This is a genomic window from Acinetobacter sp. YH12041 (assembly GCF_013419975.1).
GTDB lineage: Bacteria > Pseudomonadota > Gammaproteobacteria > Pseudomonadales > Moraxellaceae > Acinetobacter.
The window spans coordinates 22004-41238 of sequence record NZ_VOZC01000006.1 but is presented as its reverse complement, the minus strand read 5'-3'; the positions used below and the strand labels follow the sequence as shown (position 1 = coordinate 41238).

The following is a 19235-nucleotide window of genomic DNA, read 5'->3' as shown; positions in this document are numbered from 1 at the left end:
TAGCCTTATTTTTTCTCATCTGAAGGTTGTGGTAAGGAAATCACGACACTCTGTGAAATCGGAGGTGAATACATCCTTAACTGGGTCACTGCACGGGTACCAATCTGCGCGGTCGCACCAAAGGTCTGCTGTTCAATCAGCAAACGTCCCCACTCTGCATTCAAATCATCCCGTTCACGCAGATAGGTACTTAGTTTTCGGTTATCCTGACGGTATTCAAAGACCTGGAAGACGACAAATACCGCACTGATAAAGACCATCAATATCAATATGAGGTAAATAATGACTTTTTTCAGCCATAACTTTTCTGTTTTTTTATCAACCACTTCAGTTTTCATGATGTGCCTATTAAGCTAAACGTTCTGCCACGCGCAGCCATGCGCTACGTGAACGAGGATTGGCTTTAACTTCCTCATCACTTGCCTTGACCCGGGCGATTTTCTTTAAACGTCGCGTATCCTTTTGTTGTTGCGGCATTCCCCAGCCTGAATCTTCTTCAAGCGTTGATTCTTTTTGAATAAACTGTTTAATCAACCGGTCTTCCAGTGAATGGAAACTGATCACAGCCAAACGTCCCTCCGGTTTTAAAATCTCAACCGCCTGAGGGAGGAAAGTTTCAATATCTTCTAATTCTTTATTAATAGCAATACGAATTGCCTGGAAAGTTCGGGTGGCAGCATGTTTATTTTTTTCCCATTTTGGATGGGCAACTTTCACAATTTCCGCCAGTTTGGCTGTGGTATCAATATATCCGGCAGCCTTGATCGCTTTGGCTATACGGCGACTATAACGCTCTTCCCCATATTGAAAAATCACATTGGCCAGTGCTTCCTCTTCAATATCCACCAGCCATTCTGCTGCAGTCGGGCCTTGCGAGTTGTCCATACGCATATCCAGCGGACCATCTTTCATAAAGCTGAACCCACGTTCTGCCTGATCCAGCTGCGGTGAAGACACCCCTAAGTCAGCCATCACACCATCCACGCTTTCAATCCCCTGCTCAGCCAGTGCCTGTTTTAAATCAGCGAAGCTGGCATGGATAATTTTAAAACGTGAATCTTCCTGTTCCAGTTCTGCGGCAACAGCCAATGCTTGCGGGTCTTTATCGAAGGCGTAGACGCGTGCATTTTCATCCAATTTGGAAAGCAATAAACGTGTATGCCCACCGCGGCCAAAGGTTCCATCCACATAAATTCCCGTATTGCGACCAGCCAGTAAGGCATCAATCGTTTCGTGAAGTAATACAGAAATATGTGACATAAAAACTCAATCAATAGGGCGAAAAATTTAACTGCACATTATCACTCTGTTTAGCTAAAGCTCCAAACGACTTTTTGTAGATAAATATTAATTTCTATAGAGAAAACCGTTTTTATTTTTCGACAGCCGATAAAAAAGCCTCCATCGAGGAAGCTTTTTTATATTTTAAATTTATTTTCTAATCAACAGATTAACGCTTCGAGTTATAGATCTGGTCGAAGATTGCGCCATTCACAAAGTGAGTTTTCTGTGCATTGGCCCAGCCACCGAATACTTCATCAATGGTAAAGGTTTTAATTTTTGGGAACTGTGATGAATATTTGGCTAATACTTTCTCATTACGTGGACGGTAGAAATGTCGTGCTGCCATGTCCTGACCAAGTGGAGAGTAAAGATAGTTGATATAACCTTTAGCTAACCATTTATTGCCATTTTTATCCACTGTACGATCTACGATGGCTACAGAGGGTTCAGTCAGAATGGTCAAAGATGGATAAACGATATCAAACTTATTTTTACCGAGAGTTTTTTGTGTTACTAGGGCTTCATTTTCCCAAGTTAACAACACATCACCAATATTACGTTCAGCAAATGTGGTCATCGATGCACGTGCAGCAGAGTCCATCACTTTTACGTTTTTATAAAGCTTGCCGACAAATTCTTGAGCTTTTGCTTTGCTACCACCTGGCTGTTTCTCTGCATAACCCCAAGCTGACAGATAGACCCAACGTGGCAAACCACCAGTTTTCGGGTTCGGTGTAATAATTTCTACACCCGGCTTAGTCAGATCTTTCCAGTCTTTAATTCCTTTAGGGTTACCCTTACGCACCATGAAGACAATCGTTGAAGTATAAGGTGCAGAATTATGCGGGAACTCTTTTTGCCAGCCTGGCTGAATCTGACCAGATCTTACGATCTCTTCAATATCGTTTGCCAATGCCAAAGTAACCACATCACCTTTTAAACCGTCGACCACAGAACGGGCCTGTTTACCTGAACCGCCGTGAGACTGTTTAAAGTTCACATCAATACCGGTTCGTTTTTTCCAGTAGGCACCAAAAGATTTGTTGAATTCGTCATAGAATTCACGGGTCGCATCATAAGAAACGTTCAGGAATTCACGATCCGCGGCTTGGCTCGCAGTTGCAGTAAATGTCAGACCTGTTGCCAATAAGGCAGCACTAACCAGTGATTTTAATTGAGTTTTCATAAGAGCATCGGGAGATTATCTTCATTAGATATAACTATATGAAATAAAGTTATTTTTCGCAATTGAGCAAACAAAGTGCATACAGGGTAATATTTAGTTATTTTTTGTTTTAATTTCATGTTTTATATAATAAAAATATCTAGATTAAAGGCTTATTCTATTTTTATAGCATTTTATGCTTTAGATATAAAAAAAACGGATAATAAATTATCCGCTTTCTACTTATGGTTCAGTAATTAGAATTATTTACGGTTTTCCGCAGAGATTTGATCGTAGATGGCTCCATTCACAAAATGGGTTTTCTGCGCTTTTGCCCAGCCGCCAAAGACTTTATCAATAGTAAAAGTCTGGATTTTTGGGAATTGCGCCGCATATTTTGCTGCTGCTTTGGCATCACGTGGACGGAAGTAGTATTTCGCTGCCAGCTCCTGCCCTTTTGGTGAATATAAATAGTTTAAATAACCTTTAGCCAAATTGCGGTTGCCGTTTTTATCTACGGTCTTGTCGACAATCGCCACTGAAGGCTCAGCCAGAATAGAAATTGAAGGATAAACAATTTCATATTTATCTTTACCCAGACCTTGCGTAGCCAATAACGCTTCATTTTCCCAAGAGAGCAATACATCGCCGATTCCGCGTTCAGCAAAGGTCGTTAAGGAACCACGCGCACCTGAATCCAGTACTTTGACATTGGCATAGAGTTTTTTCACCAGTTCTTTGGCTTTGGCATCATTACCACCCGGCTGTTTCAAGGCATAACCCCAAGCCGACAAATAAATCCAGCGCGGTGCACCCCCAGTTTTTGGGTTTGGCGTAATAATTTCAACGCCTGGTTTGGTTAGGTCATTCCAGTCTTTAATCTGTTTTGGATTGCCTTTACGAACCAGAAATACAATCGTAGAGGTATAAGGAGCCGAATTACTTGGGAACTCTTTCTGCCAGCCCTTTTCAATTAAGCCTGCATTGACAATTTCTTCGATGTCATTGGCCAGTGCCAAAGTGACTACATCGGCCTGCAAACCATCCACCACAGAGCGTGCCTGTTTGCCTGAACCGCCATGCGACTGTTTGAAATTGACCGCTTGCCCGGTTTTCTGTTTCCAGAACTTGCCAAACTCTTCGTTATATTCCTGATAGAATTCACGGGTCGGATCATAGGAAACATTGAGAAAGTCTTTAGCAGCATAGCCAGGAATGGCACTTCCGCCAAGTAATACTAAAATAGTAGAAGTTATTATCTTTTTCATGATGGGCACTCATTGCTAATTTACTCAGCACTATATAAACAAAAAAATTACTTAACAATCATGTGTTTATAATATTTTATCCAATCATATTCTATTTTTGATATATATGCTCACAATTCATTTCGGATACATTTTCCCCTAAAAATTTAATATCCTGCTACAATATAAGACAGTTCTTCACGATCTCTACACAGTTATCTGTTACAAATAGGCAACTTAAATGTGGAAATCCTGAGATTTAGGAATTTTCCACAGAGAAATATTAGTTTTTTGTAAAAAATGTGACTTGGTTCTACTTTTTCATATCTGAATGTGATTAGATTGTAGCCAGTATTATAACAACATTTTTAACAAAACAAGATTAACCAGAGCCAAGGAGGAAGTTTGGATATGAAATTTAAAATATTTACAGCCAGCATCCTAAGTCTTATCACGCTGTTCTCGATTCAACTTGGCCATGCCGTAGTTGTGAAAACAGAGCTACCTAAAGCCTCTGTAAGTGCAATTGAAGTGAAAACCTCACCAATTGAAAAAGCAATTCAGCAACATAAAGCTGATAAAAATGCTTTTCATACTGAGGATGAACTTAAAGCGCTGACTGCGTTCAAATCAAATCCGACTCAAAGCTTTTTTGCAGCTCAAAACTTGCGCTTTACCCGCTTTGTGCAAAGTATCTTTTCTCCGAGCAATTCATAAGACTTAGTTTTAGTTCTCCACATTCGTTATATTTTGCTCATCCTGAAAAGCCGCATCATTCAATGTTGAATAAAGCATTAAGTGATGTGGCTTTTTCGTTATAATAGCTGCAATTTTATATTTAAGATTAGATCCGGTTATGACTGTTCGTACTCGTATTGCACCTTCTCCTACCGGTTTCCCGCATGTGGGAACTGCCTATATTGCCCTGTTCAACCTGTGTTTTGCCAAACAGCACGGTGGCGAATTCATTCTTCGTATTGAAGATACGGATCAGCTGCGTTCTACTCCTGAATCTGAAAAAATGATTCTGGACTCCCTACGCTGGTTAGGCCTGAACTGGTCAGAAGGCCCAGATGTCGGTGGTCCACATGCACCGTACCGTCAGTCAGAACGAATGAGCATCTATAAAAAATACGCAGAAGAACTGGTAGATAAAGGTCATGCTTTCTACTGTTTTGCAACAGCGCAAGAACTGGATGAAATGCGTGCTGAACAGCAGGCTCGTGGCGAAACTCCACGCTACGATGGCCGCGGTCTAAAACTGTCTAAAGAAGAAGTGGCACGTCGTCTGGCAGCTGGTGAACCGCACGTGATCCGTATGAAAGTGCCGACTGAAGGGGTATGTACCTTTAATGACATGCTCCGTGGTGAAGTAGAAATTCCATGGGCGCAAGTTGACATGCAAATTCTGCTAAAAACGGATGGTCTGCCAACTTACCATTTGGCAAACGTGGTTGATGATCACCTGATGCAAATTACCCATGTGATTCGTGGTGAAGAATGGATTCCATCTGCACCGAAACATCAGTTGCTGTACAAATACTTTGGTTGGGACATGCCAGTCCTGTGCCACATGCCTCTACTGCGTAACCCGGACAAATCAAAACTGTCTAAACGTAAGAACCCGACCTCAATTAACTACTACAAAGATATCGGCGTATTGCCAGAAGCATTGCTGAACTATCTGGGCCGTATGGGCTGGTCAATGCCAGATGAGCGTGAAAAATTCACTTTGGCTGAAATGATTGAACACTTTGATATTAACCGTGTCTCTCTAGGTGGTCCAATCTTTGATGTTGAAAAACTCAACTGGTTGAATGGTCAATGGATTAAAGCCCTCTCTCCTGCTGAACTGTTAGATACCTTACTGGCCTGGAAAGCAGACCGTGCCAAACTGGAAGAAATCGCTGCTGCAATTCAACCACGGATCAATCTGCTGTCTGAAGCAGTGAACTGGTCAGCGCATTATTTCAACCATTTCCCGACTTTGACTAAAGAACAGTTCGAAAGCAAAAAACTTTCTGAAGAACAAGTGCGTCAAAGCCTGCAATTTGCGATCTGGCGTCTAGAAAGCCTGTTCACCTGGAACAATGACACTGTTAGCCAAACGTTGATGGATCTGGCGAATCAGATGGGCATTAAATTACGTGACTTTATGCCAGCGTTCTTTATTGCGATTGCCGGTTCAACCGCTTCTACCCCAGTCATGCAGACCATGGTCACTATTGGTCCGGATCTAACTTTTGCCCGTCTGCGCCACGCGCTGGAAGTGGTCGGTGCTCCTAGCAAGAAAGAAGTAAAAGCTTGGGAAAAACTAAATGAGAGTCTGAAACTGCCGAAAAATGAAGCAGTTGATCAAGCTTAATTTATTTTTTAGTTGACGGCTGAGCGTTATATCCATAATATAGCGCTCACACAGACTGGGGTCATAGCTCAGTTGGTAGAGCGCTACAATGGCATTGTAGAGGTCAGGAGTTCGATCCTCCTTGACTCCACCAAATAAGTCTTGCTTTACCTGTGTATTTGCCTCATTTGTCCCTATCGTCTAGAGGCCTAGGACATCGCCCTTTCACGGCGGTAACCGGGGTTCGAATCCCCGTAGGGACGCCATATTCAAGATGGCAACATCTTAATAAAAAACCCAAGCATTGTGACTTGGGTTTTTTATTGTCTGTCTGTTTTATATTGGCGGTATTTCGGTTTTTGCGTATCTTCCGATAAAATAATCAGTAATTTAGAATTTTGGAGTTGTAATGCAATATCGTTGCCCTAAATGTCAAAGCCCAAAAATCATGCCTGTGGCTCAGCCAGGTCAACCAGCGGCGCGTCCTGTCGTGCCTAAAAGCCTGATCATGCTGGTGCCTGCCCTGTTTGTATTATTGCTGCTGGTCATCATTAGCATCGCGATGTGGATTTTTGGAGATGGTGCAGGTACGACTTTACAGACCGCCACTGTGATCGTGTTTATTATCTGTCTGATCGCAGGCTTCATGTTCTATAAAGATTTGCCTGATTTTAAAATTTCTATGCAGGCTTTCATGCAAAGCCAAAAGAAATGGAAATGCCGTGAATGCAATCATGAGTGGGAAATCTGATTTCTATAGTTCACTCATTTTCAAAGCTAAAAATCTTGCATGCTTATGCAAGATTTTTTTATTAGTAAAACTAAATTTTCTACCATCCAATATTAAAGTGTCGACTAGAACAACAAATTCATATTTCTTCCAATTTGCTTCACTTTTAAAATGAAGTTTTTTTATTTCTACTGCTTGTTTTTGCTCATTAAATACACAAAAATATCAATATGAGACTAAATGCATGTAATTCATTACCGAAATAAAACCGCTTTATATTGTAGTCTTTAGTGGATAGTTTAATTAATTGTTAATAATGGCAAAGGTGAGGAATAAAAATGCTTAAACTTAAAAAAGTCATACATTTTCTGTTTTCTCATGATGAGCCAACAGGTTCAGAAATGGAAAATTATATTTCTGAAGCAGACACCTATTATCTGGAAGCTGTACAGTTTGAAAAGCTTTGCCATATTTTAAAGCAACGCCAAGCTGAACAATTTCAAATTACGCAGCTAGAGCAGCAAGAAAATTATCAACGCAATGCTTTCTGGAATTACTTAAGTGCAGCAACACGTGGTCACGCCGAAGCACAATATAGACTGGGTAAACACTTTCTTAAAGGTAGTCTGGGTTTAGATCAGAATTATTTTCATGCTGAAGAATGGCTGAATAAGGCTAAACAGCAAGGTCATTTAAAAGCTGCGCGGCTGTTATCAAATACTTATAGCCAAATGAGTGTCCAATATTAAATAAAAAACCAGCCCAAAGGCTGGTTTTTTTATGCGCTTTGATTAAGCACCAATTTTTCGGTATTTCTGACGCTTCGCTGCCAGATCATCGCCATATTTCTTACGGCGATACTCTTCAAACTCGGTATAGTTACCGGTGAAGAATTCTGGAGTCTCATCTTCAAATGACAAGATGTGAGTCGCAATACGGTCCAGGAACCAACGGTCATGCGATACCACCATCACACAGCCCGGGAAGACCAGAATTGCATCTTCTAACGCACGTAAAGTTTCTACGTCCAAGTCGTTTGATGGTTCATCGAGCAGGATTACGTTCGCACCTTGTTGCAGGATTTTCGCAAGTTGTAAACGGTTACGCTCACCACCTGACAATTCACCTACACGTTTTTGCTGATCTTGGCCTTTAAAGTTAAAGCGCCCAATATAAGCACGAGATGCAATTTCGTAATCGCCCACTTTCAGGATATCCAGACCGCCAGACACTTCTTCCCAAACGGTTTTATTGTCATCCAGGGTGTCACGAATCTGACCCACATAAGCAACTTTTACAGAATCACCCAAAGTCACTGTACCAGTATCGGGTTGCTGTTCGCCCGTCATCATACGGAACAATGTAGTTTTACCTGCACCGTTTGGACCTACGATACCGACAATCGCTGTTGGTGGTACTGTGAAAGACAAGTCTTTATACAGCAGTTTGTCACCAAACGATTTGCTAATCCCTTCAACTTCAACCACCTTGTTGCCCAGACGCGGACCAGGTGGAATATAGATTTCAGATGTTTCGTTACGTTGCTGGAATTCACGAGAGTTAAGCTCTTCGAAACGCTCCATACGTGCTTTGTTTTTCTTCTGCTGGCCTTTCGCATTTGAACGAACCCATTCAAGTTCTTTTTTCAATGCTTTAGCAAAAGATTCTTCCTGCTTGTTCTCTTGTTCTAAACGCGCATTTTTCTGTTCCAGCCAAGAAGAATAGTTACCTTGGTAAGGAATACCATGTCCACGGTCAAGCTCCAGAATCCACTCGGCCACGTTATCCAGGAAGTAACGGTCGTGCGTAATCGCCACGATAGTGCCCGGGAAGTCTTTCAGGAAGCGTTCCAGCCAAGATACAGATTCTGCATCCAAGTGGTTGGTTGGTTCGTCAAGAAGCAACATGTCTGGTTTAGACAGCAGCAAACGGCACAATGCAACACGACGGCGTTCACCACCTGAAAGCATGGTTACATCTGCATCCCATGCAGGCAGATTTAATGCTGCTGCAGCCTGTTCCAGCTGGTTATTCAGGTTATGCGCATCCCAAGTCTGGATAATTGCTTCCAGTTTTTCCTGCTCTTTTGCTAGTGCATCGAAGTCTGCATCTGGATCTGCATAGTCTGCAAATACCTGATCAAGGCGCTCTAATGCATCAAGTGCTTCACGTACGCCGTCTTCAACGTTGCCACGAACGTCTTTGGTTGGATCAAGTGGTGGTTCTTGCTCGAGGTAACCAATTTTGATACCCGGTTGCGCACGTGCTTCACCAGAGAAATCTTTATCTACGCCCGCCATAATACGAAGCAAAGTAGATTTACCTGCACCGTTCAGACCAAGCACACCAATTTTTGCGCCTGGGAAAAATGATAAGGAGATATCCTTGAGGATTTCGCGCTTTGGCGGAACCATCTTGGACACTCGGTTCATCGTATAAATATATTGGGCCACGTAGGACTCCTCAATTGAAAAACCAAATGGGGGAAGAAACAAACTCCCCCTGCTCAATCATGAGCGAAAAAATAATCGGCTATTATACGCAGAAAGTCTTCAAAACATAAGCCATTCACGTGAAGTTAATGCCTTGTTACAAGTTTAATCCTGTTTATTTTTCAAACAGCATTTCTGACACCTAAACTTGCATTATTTTATTGATGCTATATCGTTAATTAAGATATTCATTTGAATAAATATGCACTTTTCTTCATATTTCAAGTGCTAATATTTGAGCAGTTTCATTACAGCTAAAAACACAAGAAGACCAACGATCATGACTCATAAAGCAGAAACTTTAGCGATTCACGCAGGCTATAGCCCGGAACCTACTACTAAAGCTGTGGCAGTGCCAATTTATCAAACCACCTCATATGCCTTTGACAATACTCAGCACGGTGCCGATCTGTTTGACCTGAAAGTTCAGGGCAATATTTATACCCGCATTATGAACCCTACCACAGCGGTGCTAGAACAACGTATTGCAGCTCTGGAAGGCGGGATTGGTGCGCTGGCATTGGCTTCGGGTATGGCTGCGATTACCTATGCGATTCAGACCATTGCTGAAGCGGGTGACAATATTGCTTCGGTGTCCACTTTATATGGTGGCACCTATAACCTGTTTGCGCATACGCTGCCTAAACAAGGGATCGAAGTTCGCTTCTTTGATTATCAAGACCCGGAAGCATTACGTGGCCTAATTGATGACAAGACCAAACTGGTTTTTGTGGAATCAATTGGTAACCCGCTGGGTAATATTATTGACCTCGAAGCGATTTCCAAAATTGCCCATGAATATGGCGTACCAGTCATCGTCGACAATACTGTAGCGACACCAGTCCTACAGAAATCTTTTGATTTCGGTGCCGACATCGTGGTGCATTCACTGACCAAATATATTGGTGGTCATGGGAATTCGATTGGCGGCATTATCGTGGATAGCGGTAAATTCCCATGGGGTCAACATGCCGAGCGTTTCCCTGCTCTGAATACACCTGATCCGAGTTATCACGGTGTTAATTATGTTGAAGCTTTAGGTGAAGCGGCGTATATCGCGCGTGCTCGTGTCGTACCTCTGCGTAATACCGGGGCAGCGATCAGCCCGCAAAATGTATTTTTAATTCTGCAAGGCTTGGAAACTTTGAGCCTGCGTATGGAACGTCATACCGAAAATGCGCTGAAGGTTGCAGAATATTTGCAACAACATCCAAAAGTAAAATGGGTCAATTATGCCGGTCTGAAAGATCACCCGCAGCATGCTTTGGCACAAAAATATGTGAAAGGTAAACCGTCTGCCATTCTGACTTTTGGTGTAGAAGGTGGTCGTGAAGGCGGTGCCCGTTTTATCGATGCCCTGCAATTATTCACTCGTCTGGTCAATATTGGGGATGCCAAGAGTCTGGCCTGCCACCCGGCAACCACCACCCACCGCCAGCTTAATCCTGAAGAGCTCAAATCGGCTGGTGTAAGTGAAGATATGGTACGTTTATCGATCGGGATTGAACACATTGATGACCTGATTGCGGATCTGGAACAGTCTCTCGCAGCAGTTTAAGCGCCATTTTAAAGCAAAAAACTCCAGCAAAAATGCTGGAGTTTTTTTATTTATTTTTTGAATACAATCACTTGCTTTGTGATTTATTTTCATGATAAAAATCAATTGAAACGGCGAACACAAATAGAGCAATTACTCTAATTTTTATTTTATTTTCAATAGTTTAATGTATAGATTTTCTTAAATAATTAGTTATCATATTAGTACTCATCTTCGCTCTTATCTCTGTTAGAGCCATCTTTGATTTTTTAATAAAAATAATTTGAACGCAGTCTTCAAATTAGGGATAACAAACGTGAAAACTAGACTACAGAAACAATTGGAAAAACGTATTGCAGGTAAAACTGTCCTTATTACAGGCGCATCCAGTGGTATAGGTTTAACGACGGCACATCAGCTGGCAGATGCTGGCGCACATGTTTTACTGGTCGCGCGTACCAAAGACACCCTAGAACAAGTAAAAAAAGAAATTGAATCCAAGGGCGGTAAAGCTTCAGTATTTCCATGTGATCTCAACAACATGGAATCCATTGATGAAGTGTCCAAACAGATTATTGCTTCAGTCGATCATATCGACATCCTGATTAACAATGCGGGCCGCTCGATTCGCCGTGCGGTGCATGAATCAGTAGATCGTTTTCATGATTTTGAACGTACCATGCAGCTAAATTATTTTGGTGCTGTACGTCTGGTGATGAATATCCTGCCGCAAATGATGATTCGCCGTGCAGGTCATATCATCAATATCAGCTCGATTGGTGTATTGGCGAATGCTACCCGCTTCTCGGCTTATGTCGCATCTAAAGCCGCACTGGATGCTTTCAGCCGCTGTCTGTCTGCAGAAGTCCATTCACATAAAATTGCGATCACTTCGATTTATATGCCTTTGGTTCGTACGCCAATGATTGCACCGACCAAGATCTATAAATATGTGCCTACCCTGTCTCCGGAACAGGCAGCCGAACTGATTGCTTATGCGATTGTGAAACGTCCGAAGAAAGTGGCGACCAATTTGGGACGTCTGGCTTCGATTACCTATGCGATTGCACCAGACATTAACAATGTCCTGATGTCGATCGGTTATAACCTGTTCCCAAGCTCTTCAGCATCAGTGGGTCAGCCGCAAAAACTGAACTGGGTACAAAAGGCCTATGCGCGGATCTTCCCGGGCGAGCACTGGTAATTTCTTCAAGAATATTCTGGCCGCCTAAGGGCGGCTATTTTATTTCTGCACTTTAGAGATTCAGTCGCTCAGGTTTATAATCTGAATGCGCCTAACGACACATCCTGTCTTTTCAGGCACAGATTTTTGCCGCAAATGCGTCGAGATCACGTACACTATGGACGGATATTTCCTATCCATCTTTTTATATTCTGATTCAATTAATGGAAACCCTTATGAACAACGTGCAATGGCTCGATGAAGTAAAATTTAACGAACAAGGTCTGATCCCTGCCATTGCCCAGCACCATCAAACTGGTCGTGTATTGATGGTCGCCTGGATGAACCGTGAAGCGCTGGCTTTAACTGCTGAAAAAAATCAGGCGGTATATTTCTCCCGTTCACGTAACAAGTTATGGCATAAGGGTGAAGAATCTGGTCATTTCCAGACTGTACATGAAATCCGTCTGGACTGTGATGCTGACGTGATTATTTTACAGATTGAACAGCATGGTGGTATTGCCTGCCATACTGGTCGTGAATCATGTTTCTACCGTAAACTGACACCAAATGGCTGGGAAATTGTGGATGCACAAATTAAAGATCCAGCAGCAATTTATGGTGAAAAATCAACAAATCCGCATACGCTTGCCATGAATGCCTCAACCGCTCAGTCTGAACAGGTTGAAGTATTGTCATACTTGGGCGAGATGATGGCAGAGCGTAAGAAAGCCGATCCGGAATCCTCTTATGTGGCCAAGCTGTACCATAAAGGTTTAAATAAGATTCTGGAAAAAGTCGGTGAAGAAAGCTTTGAAACCGTGATCGCGGCTAAAGATTTCAAAACTGAAGCCTCTGAAGACAACAAGAATGACCTGATCTATGAAGTGGCTGATCTGTGGTTCCATACCATTGTGATGCTCGGTTACTTCGACCTGGATCCACAACTGGTCCTGAATGAACTGGCACGCCGTCAGGGTCTATCCGGTCTGGTTGAAAAAGCCAATCGTCAACATTAAGTCGTGAATGAATCTACCTGTGTCTGATCTGCAAAAACCCAAAGCGACCTATGAGCAGGCCACTGCCATTGATAACGCACGTCTGGGAAAATCTTTTAAAGTCATTGCCTATGCGGGCACAGGTAAAACTACGACCCTGCAAATGATCAGTGATGCCATGCCGGAACGGCGCGGTATGTATCTGGCATTTAATAAATCCATTGCCTCAGAAGCACAAAACAAGTTTCATCGGGGTGTGGACTGCCGAACGTTTCACTCCCTGGCTTTTCGCAGTGTTCCACGTGGAGTCACGGATAAGCTACGCCTACCGCGTTTAAGTCCAAGCTTTATTGCCAAGGAATATCGTCTTGAGCCCATGACCTTGCGCCGGATGATGGGCGGACGTTATGAAAAATATGTACTGATGCCTTCGCGTCTGGCCAGTCTGGTTGCGAACGCAGTCGGCTATTTCTGCTCGACCAGTTCGCAATATCCCGCCCCGCGACATATTCAGGCACCGAGCTGGCTACACCCAGATGATATTGAAGCATTGCAAAAGAAACTTTATCCAGCAGTTGAACGGCGTTGGTTAGAGTCAATTGATCCCAATCATCAGGCCGGGATTGGGCATGATATTTACCTGAAACTTTGGGCATTGTCTGAGCCCAATATTCCTGCCGACTATGTGCTGTTTGATGAAGCACAGGATGCCGACCCACTGATGCTGGGAATTTTGCTGAAACAGCGTAGCACTCAGGTCATCTATGTCGGCGATGCGCATCAGCAGATTTATGCCTGGCGTGGCGCAGTGAATGCCATGCAGCAGCTGCCGCTACCCGAATCTCGTCTGACCACTTCATTCCGTTTCGGGCCTGAAATTGCGTTAAATGCCAATGCGATTTTGGGAGCATTGAATGAAACCGTGCCCCTACTCGGTAATCCGCACTTAAACTCCAAAGTCGTCAATAAACCGCACACTAAATTACGCGATGCGATTCTATGCCGGACCAATGCGCGTGCTATGGAACTATTACTTGCCGGTTTAGTACGTGGCGATAAAGTGAGTCTGCAAGCGGATCATGTTAAATTAAACCGTTTTGTTGATGCGGCTGCCATACTGAAACAGGGCAAACGTGTGGTTGATGTACCTGAACTGGCCTGGTTTAATTCCTGGCATGATGTGCACGAATACTGTGAGACCAATGAAGGTAGTGATATCAAGCCTTTAGTCAAACTGGTCGATGAACATGGCACTGATCCCCTGAAAACTGCCCTCGCCAAAATCACCCCAATCGGACAAGCGGACTACATCATCTCTACCGCGCATAAGGCCAAAGGTCTGGAATGGGATCGTGTGCATATTGAAGATGACTATCAGTTCAAGCTGAATGAGAAAGACCATAAAATTAGTGACGAAGAGTTACGTCTGCTTTACGTGGCCTGTACTCGTGCTAAAGTAAGCTTAAATATTCATCACATTTATGACCTCATTCAACAACTGAAAATCAGGATGCCACAGTCACTGCGCCAAGCCGTTGGCTAAGGTAAAACATAGATGTAAAAATCACGGCACAGGTGATCCATGCACATCGAAAAAATACAACTCAAACATGCTCTGCACTTTTCTAATATTCAGCTCGATTTTGATCTGCAAAAAACACCTGTGACTTTAATTCTGGGTGATCAGGGTTCCGGTAAAACCACCTTGCTGCGCTTGAGTTATCAGGCTTTGACCTGGTTTTCTGCACGTTTTCGTGACTTGCGTACCGCAGGTTTAAGCATGTTGGATCAGGATATCCTGCAAAACCGCCTGCAATCCAAAATTGATATCCAGGTGCGTTTTCCTGATGATTTGGGATCATTGCCTGAATCAGCACAGGGAGAAGCAGCCCCTACCCAATCCTGTTCCTGGCAGTTATATAAAACCTTAAATAGTCAGGGCATTGGCTTTGCCAAAGCGGAAACCCAGCAACTCGATGCCATGGTGAATCTCTATCAAAAGGCAAGACAACATGACCCTTTGCTCGGTCTGCCTATGGTCGCCTATTATCCGGCTGAACGCTTCGTCAATGAAATCAATTTACTCAGCAAAAATAATCAGGCCATTTTTCAGACTGCGCATGCCTATGAAATTACTGCTATCCCTTTTACGACTTTTGCACGTTTCTTTGAATGGTTTCGTGAAATCAGTGATATCGAAAATGCACAAAGTGCCAAGATCATTGACCAGATTCTAGATCAGGCGCTACAGCAATCGGATGATATACAGGCAGATCAGCTGGTCCAGCAAATTGAAAAAGCTAAAGCACATATGCATACACCGAGCCTGACTGCCTTGCGTGAAGCTTTATCCATTGTACTACCAGAACTTAGCCAGATTTATCTGGACTACCAGCCCAAGCTGCAATTGATGGTGCGTTATCAGGATCACACCTTTAGCTTTCAGCAGTTGTCGAGCAGTATCCGGAACTGGATTGCACTGGTGGGAGATGTTGTACGGCGCCTTTGTCTGCTTAATCCGCACAGCTTATTTCCCTGTCAGGAAGGTACTGGCATTTTACTGATTGATGAAATTGATCATCAACTGGATCAGGACATGGCCGCCGTCATTTTACCGCGTCTGCATCAGGCGTTTCCTAACTTGCAGATTATTGTGACTGGAAACCGGCCGGAATTGCTGGAGCAGGCTCAGGATTTTCAGTGTCTAAAACTGGAAAATAAACAGTTGCATCCCATCCATCTAAATCCAATGCAGGTTCAGTATGATCATTTTTATGCAGAGTTGCCGCTTGAGATGAGCCAGAATCATTCAGAGATAGAAAAAGTTGAAGATGCACTTCAGGAACCAGAAATAGTCAACCTGACGGCTCAGTCTGTTTTGCAACTGATTCAGGAACAGCTAAGCACAGAACAGCAGCAAGAACTTTTACAACTGTTGAGTCAGGATAATTCACAAAGCCTGCCTCAATCTTCTTAAATAGCGCTGAAACGATAATGCAATTTAAAAACTAAAATCAGGATGCAAGAATAGGTTTTGATTTTCTGCATTTCTGATCAAGAAGTTATAAATTTTTATCAATAAATGCAGGGATTTTGATCTTTATTTTCGGTCAAATTTGTACGAGATGTTCAAGCATGCACCCCATATCAAAACCAAGCTTACGTATAATCTACAAGTTCTACATAAAAACATTGATGTTGTGGTTATCCTGTAATATGATCGGTTTTACTTGCAATTTTCGTTGTAAAATCGGAATTTGCTATCGTTTATAAGTTGCGCAATACAACTGTTTTATTCTGTTTGAATATCATTCTGGCTTTCAAGATCGAGAAGTTTTGGGTCGCTCTTTGCGGTCCTGTAATCCTTGAAAGATAAAGATTCACCCTAGGTTGACCTTAACCTATATCACGACAATGGATACGAGTGTGCTGCCAATTATTATATTGTTACCGTTAGTATTAGGCACAACCCTTGTCTCGTGGCTGAAGCAATTTTCACGCGGGGTAACGGCTTTAGGAGCAATTGCCGTCAGCCTCAGCAGTTTCTTATTACTGTTGAGTCAGGCGCCTGCTGTATTTAATGGAACGGTAATTACCCAGACCTGGTCCTGGCTACCCCAGCTTGGAATCGATTTCAGTTTCCGGCTGGATGCTTTGGGCATGCTGTTTGCTCTGCTGATTAGTGGGATTGGTACCCTGATTTATATCTATGCCTATTACTATCTCAGCCCTAAAAACTCCCTGAGTAAACTGTATTTCCTGCTGATGCTGTTTATGGCAGCGATGCTCGGCATTTCATTGTCTAATAATCTTCTGATTCTCCTGATCTTTTGGGAACTCACCAGTATTTCTTCCTTTCTGCTGGTTGGTTACTGGAGCAATTACGAAGCGGCCCAACGCGGCTCACGCATGGCTCTAACCATTACCGGGATGGGCGGCTTATCTATGCTGGGTGGATTTATTCTGCTCGGACAGATGACGGGTACCTATCAGATTGACCAGATTCTGATGATGGGCGAACAGATTCAGGCGCATGCCCTATTTGTACCGACATTATTATTAATTTTACTCGGTGCTTTTACCAAAAGTGCGCAGTTCCCGTTTCACTTCTGGTTACCAAATGCCATGGCAGCACCGACGCCGGTGTCTGCCTATCTGCACTCTGCCACCATGGTCAAAGCGGGCCTGTTTTTAGTCGCACGTTTATTGCCGATTTTTGCAGGCGCGGCACTGTTCCATAATATTGTTACTTTTATCGGGTTATTTACCCTGTGTGTGGCAGCGTTCTTTGCCATCTTTAAAGAAGATCTGAAAGGTCTGTTGGCCTATTCAACTATTAGCCACTTGGGCCTGATCATGTGTCTGCTGGGTATTGGCTCACCACTAGCCGTCGCAGCAGCAATTTTCCATATCATTAACCATGCAACCTTTAAAGCTGCCTTGTTCATGATTGCCGGGATTATTGACCATGAATCCGGTACTCGTGATCTGCGAAAATTGTCTGGTCTTTGGCAAATGCTGCCTTTTACCGCAACACTGACTATGATCACCGCCGCCTCCATGGCTGGTATTCCATTAACCAATGGTTTCTTGTCCAAGGAAATGTTCTTTACCGAACTGGTCGCAAACTTAAGTGGCCCAGTCATGGTCGGTGCTGCTATTGCAGGAACACTGGCCGGGATTTTCGCTGTCGCCTATTCGATTCGCCTGGTACATGGCGTGTTTTTTGATGGCCCCTTAGGCCAGCAAGTCCCAAATAAAGATGCGCATGAGCCGCCATTTGGTATGCGTGCACCGGCTATCTTACTGGCTTTTCTGTGTATTGCAGTTGGTCTGTTACCAGGATTGCTGGTCGAAAAGATTGTAAATAGCACCACACAAGCGTCAACCCAGAATTTCGCCTTTGAAGGAACTCACCTCGCCCTCTGGCACGGTATTAATCTGCCTTTGGTGATGAGTATCATCGCGATATTCGGCGGTGCAATTTTCTATTTTGCACTGGCCAAAGGCGGTGCGATCCGGGAAATTGATCTGGATCCAAAACTGGGCAAACTGCAAGGCCGTGTACTGTTTGATCTGTTCCTGAAAAATCTGTTACTGAATTCAAGACGTTTCCGCCGTGCGACTGAAAATGGCAAATTGCAAAGTTATATTTTGTGGACGGTGCTGTTTACCATTGGTCTGGTGGGCTATCCACTCGTCGTCAATGGGATCGACACCGGTAGCCGCGAACTGACCCATGCACCAGTTCTGGCCATCGTTCTATGGTTACTGCTGTTCTCAGCCTGCTGGATGATGCTGTGGTTCCATCATGAACGGATTAAAGCCATCCTGATCAGCGGTGCGGTCGGTCTGGTCGTCACCATGGTTTTCATTGGTTTTTCGGCACCCGATCTGGCTTTGACCCAGATTACAGTCGATGTAGTAACGACGGTTCTGCTACTAATGAGCCTGTCACTCCTGCCACAACTCACACCTTATGAATCCAGCCCGACCCGACGCTGGCGAGATGCAGTGATTGCGGTCTGCGGGGGTCTAGGAATTGCAACAGTTGCCTGGCTGGTTATGACGCGCGACCATAATTCAATTTCCTGGTTCTTCATCCAACAATCGATTCCGCTTGGTGGCGGTACAAACGTCGTCAACGTAATTCTGGTCGATTTCCGTGGTTTCGATACCTTTGGCGAGATTACCGTACTCGGGATTGCCGCCATTGGTGTACTAAGTCTGATGGATGGTATGCGTGCTCATGGCACCACCATTACCCAAGGCCTGACTTACCGTTTTAACCCCTCCCCTTTGATGCTAAGAATTACTGCATCATGGATTTTGCCGGTAGCACTGGTGGTTAGTCTGTATATCTTTATGCGCGGCCATAATCTTCCGGGTGGCGGTTTTATTGCCGGTCTGGTCACCTCATTGGCCTTGATCATTCAATACGTTGCCATTGGTCAGGATCATGCAGAAAAAATGCTGGGAGCTAAATCTGGACGTCTCTATGAAATCTGGATTGGTATCGGCCTGACTATTGCAGGCCTAACCGGTATCGCAGCCTGGTTCTGGTCACGTCCTTTCCTGACTAGTGCCCATATTCATGTTCATCCACCATTACTTGGCGATATGCATCTGGCTTCTGCTGCACTATTTGATGTCGGTGTCTATGTCACCGTAGTCGGTGCGACCATGCTGATGATTTCCGTTCTGGGTGACTCCCGTCACTCAAGTATGACTGGCCCAGTACCAAGAGGATAATAG

15 protein-coding genes and 2 tRNA genes are annotated in these 19235 nt (G+C 43.7%); 12 read left to right on the top strand and 5 right to left on the bottom strand.

Features of this window, described 5'->3' with window-relative positions:
- Positions 1-5 precede the first annotated feature (5 nt).
- The 4 genes from ftsL to FTU00_RS06655 form a co-directional block, all read right to left on the bottom strand.
- Positions 6-338, bottom strand: a complete 333-nt coding sequence (gene ftsL, locus FTU00_RS06670) for a cell division protein FtsL (protein ID WP_159122699.1) — start codon at positions 336-338, stop codon at positions 6-8.
- Between the two features lie 10 nt (positions 339-348).
- On the bottom strand, positions 349-1260 hold the full coding sequence (rsmH, locus tag FTU00_RS06665; protein WP_180104162.1) for a 16S rRNA (cytosine(1402)-N(4))-methyltransferase RsmH: 912 nt from the start codon (positions 1258-1260) through the stop codon (positions 349-351).
- 190 nt (positions 1261-1450) lie between these two features.
- Positions 1451-2470, bottom strand: a complete 1020-nt coding sequence (locus FTU00_RS06660) for a sulfate ABC transporter substrate-binding protein (protein ID WP_004787154.1) — start codon at positions 2468-2470, stop codon at positions 1451-1453.
- A gap of 242 nt (positions 2471-2712) precedes the next feature.
- Positions 2713-3717, bottom strand: a complete 1005-nt coding sequence (locus tag FTU00_RS06655) for a sulfate ABC transporter substrate-binding protein (RefSeq protein ID WP_180002754.1) — start codon at positions 3715-3717, stop codon at positions 2713-2715.
- A 390-nt stretch (positions 3718-4107) separates the two neighbouring features.
- Between FTU00_RS06655 and FTU00_RS06650 the strand changes: the two genes are divergently transcribed.
- The 6 genes from FTU00_RS06650 to FTU00_RS06625 all read left to right on the top strand — a co-directional run bounded on the left by FTU00_RS06650 (position 4108) and on the right by FTU00_RS06625 (position 7519).
- A complete protein-coding gene (locus FTU00_RS06650) occupies positions 4108-4413 on the top strand; it encodes a hypothetical protein (protein WP_159122701.1) in 306 nt (101 codons plus the stop codon).
- A gap of 139 nt (positions 4414-4552) precedes the next feature.
- On the top strand, positions 4553-6061 hold the full coding sequence (gene gltX, locus FTU00_RS06645; RefSeq protein WP_180104165.1) for a glutamate--tRNA ligase: 1509 nt from the start codon (positions 4553-4555) through the stop codon (positions 6059-6061).
- A 57-nt stretch (positions 6062-6118) separates the two neighbouring features.
- A tRNA-Ala gene (locus FTU00_RS06640) sits at positions 6119-6194 on the top strand.
- Positions 6195-6230: 36 nt separating this feature from the next.
- Positions 6231-6306 (top strand) — tRNA-Glu (locus FTU00_RS06635).
- A gap of 143 nt (positions 6307-6449) precedes the next feature.
- Entirely contained in the window at positions 6450-6791 is a 342-nt protein-coding gene (locus FTU00_RS06630; RefSeq protein ID WP_004787163.1) for a hypothetical protein, read from the top strand.
- 317 nt (positions 6792-7108) lie between these two features.
- Positions 7109-7519: an SEL1-like repeat protein gene (locus tag FTU00_RS06625; protein ID WP_180179377.1), complete on the top strand. Its 411-nt coding sequence runs from the start codon at positions 7109-7111 to the stop codon at positions 7517-7519.
- Positions 7520-7561: 42 nt separating this feature from the next.
- Here FTU00_RS06625 and ettA read toward each other — a convergent pair whose 3' ends face one another.
- Positions 7562-9223: an energy-dependent translational throttle protein EttA gene (ettA, locus tag FTU00_RS06620; RefSeq protein WP_005233568.1), complete on the bottom strand. Its 1662-nt coding sequence runs from the start codon at positions 9221-9223 to the stop codon at positions 7562-7564.
- A 319-nt stretch (positions 9224-9542) separates the two neighbouring features.
- Between ettA and FTU00_RS06615 the strand changes: the two genes are divergently transcribed.
- The 6 genes from FTU00_RS06615 (at position 9543) to FTU00_RS06590 (ending at position 19232) form a co-directional block, all read left to right on the top strand.
- Positions 9543-10820, top strand: a complete 1278-nt coding sequence (locus tag FTU00_RS06615) for a bifunctional O-acetylhomoserine aminocarboxypropyltransferase/cysteine synthase (RefSeq protein WP_180016608.1) — start codon at positions 9543-9545, stop codon at positions 10818-10820.
- Between the two features lie 295 nt (positions 10821-11115).
- Positions 11116-12003: an SDR family NAD(P)-dependent oxidoreductase gene (locus FTU00_RS06610; RefSeq protein WP_166136366.1), complete on the top strand. Its 888-nt coding sequence runs from the start codon at positions 11116-11118 to the stop codon at positions 12001-12003.
- 215 nt (positions 12004-12218) lie between these two features.
- A complete protein-coding gene (gene hisIE, locus FTU00_RS06605) occupies positions 12219-13001 on the top strand; it encodes a bifunctional phosphoribosyl-AMP cyclohydrolase/phosphoribosyl-ATP diphosphatase HisIE (protein WP_159122705.1) in 783 nt (260 codons plus the stop codon).
- 19 nt (positions 13002-13020) lie between these two features.
- Entirely contained in the window at positions 13021-14523 is a 1503-nt protein-coding gene (locus tag FTU00_RS06600; protein ID WP_180179376.1) for an AAA family ATPase, read from the top strand.
- A gap of 39 nt (positions 14524-14562) precedes the next feature.
- Positions 14563-15957, top strand: a complete 1395-nt coding sequence (locus tag FTU00_RS06595; protein ID WP_180179375.1) for an AAA family ATPase — start codon at positions 14563-14565, stop codon at positions 15955-15957.
- Between the two features lie 437 nt (positions 15958-16394).
- Positions 16395-19232, top strand: a complete 2838-nt coding sequence (locus FTU00_RS06590; protein WP_180179374.1) for a monovalent cation/H+ antiporter subunit A — start codon at positions 16395-16397, stop codon at positions 19230-19232.
- Positions 19233-19235 lie beyond the last annotated feature (3 nt).

Coding starts and splice junctions, on each gene's coding strand:
- ftsL (WP_159122699.1), bottom strand. CDS start 338: ATGAAAACTGAAGTGGTTGATAAAAAAACAGAAAAGTTATGGCTGAAA.
- rsmH (WP_180104162.1), bottom strand. CDS start 1,260: ATGTCACATATTTCTGTATTACTTCACGAAACGATTGATGCCTTACTG.
- FTU00_RS06660 (WP_004787154.1), bottom strand. CDS start 2,470: ATGAAAACTCAATTAAAATCACTGGTTAGTGCTGCCTTATTGGCAACA.
- FTU00_RS06655 (WP_180002754.1), bottom strand. CDS start 3,717: ATGAAAAAGATAATAACTTCTACTATTTTAGTATTACTTGGCGGAAGT.
- FTU00_RS06650 (WP_159122701.1), top strand. CDS start 4,108: ATGAAATTTAAAATATTTACAGCCAGCATCCTAAGTCTTATCACGCTG.
- gltX (WP_180104165.1), top strand. CDS start 4,553: ATGACTGTTCGTACTCGTATTGCACCTTCTCCTACCGGTTTCCCGCAT.
- FTU00_RS06630 (WP_004787163.1), top strand. CDS start 6,450: ATGCAATATCGTTGCCCTAAATGTCAAAGCCCAAAAATCATGCCTGTG.
- FTU00_RS06625 (WP_180179377.1), top strand. CDS start 7,109: ATGCTTAAACTTAAAAAAGTCATACATTTTCTGTTTTCTCATGATGAG.
- FTU00_RS06615 (WP_180016608.1), top strand. CDS start 9,543: ATGACTCATAAAGCAGAAACTTTAGCGATTCACGCAGGCTATAGCCCG.
- hisIE (WP_159122705.1), top strand. CDS start 12,219: ATGAACAACGTGCAATGGCTCGATGAAGTAAAATTTAACGAACAAGGT.
- FTU00_RS06595 (WP_180179375.1), top strand. CDS start 14,563: ATGCACATCGAAAAAATACAACTCAAACATGCTCTGCACTTTTCTAAT.
- FTU00_RS06590 (WP_180179374.1), top strand. CDS start 16,395: ATGGATACGAGTGTGCTGCCAATTATTATATTGTTACCGTTAGTATTA.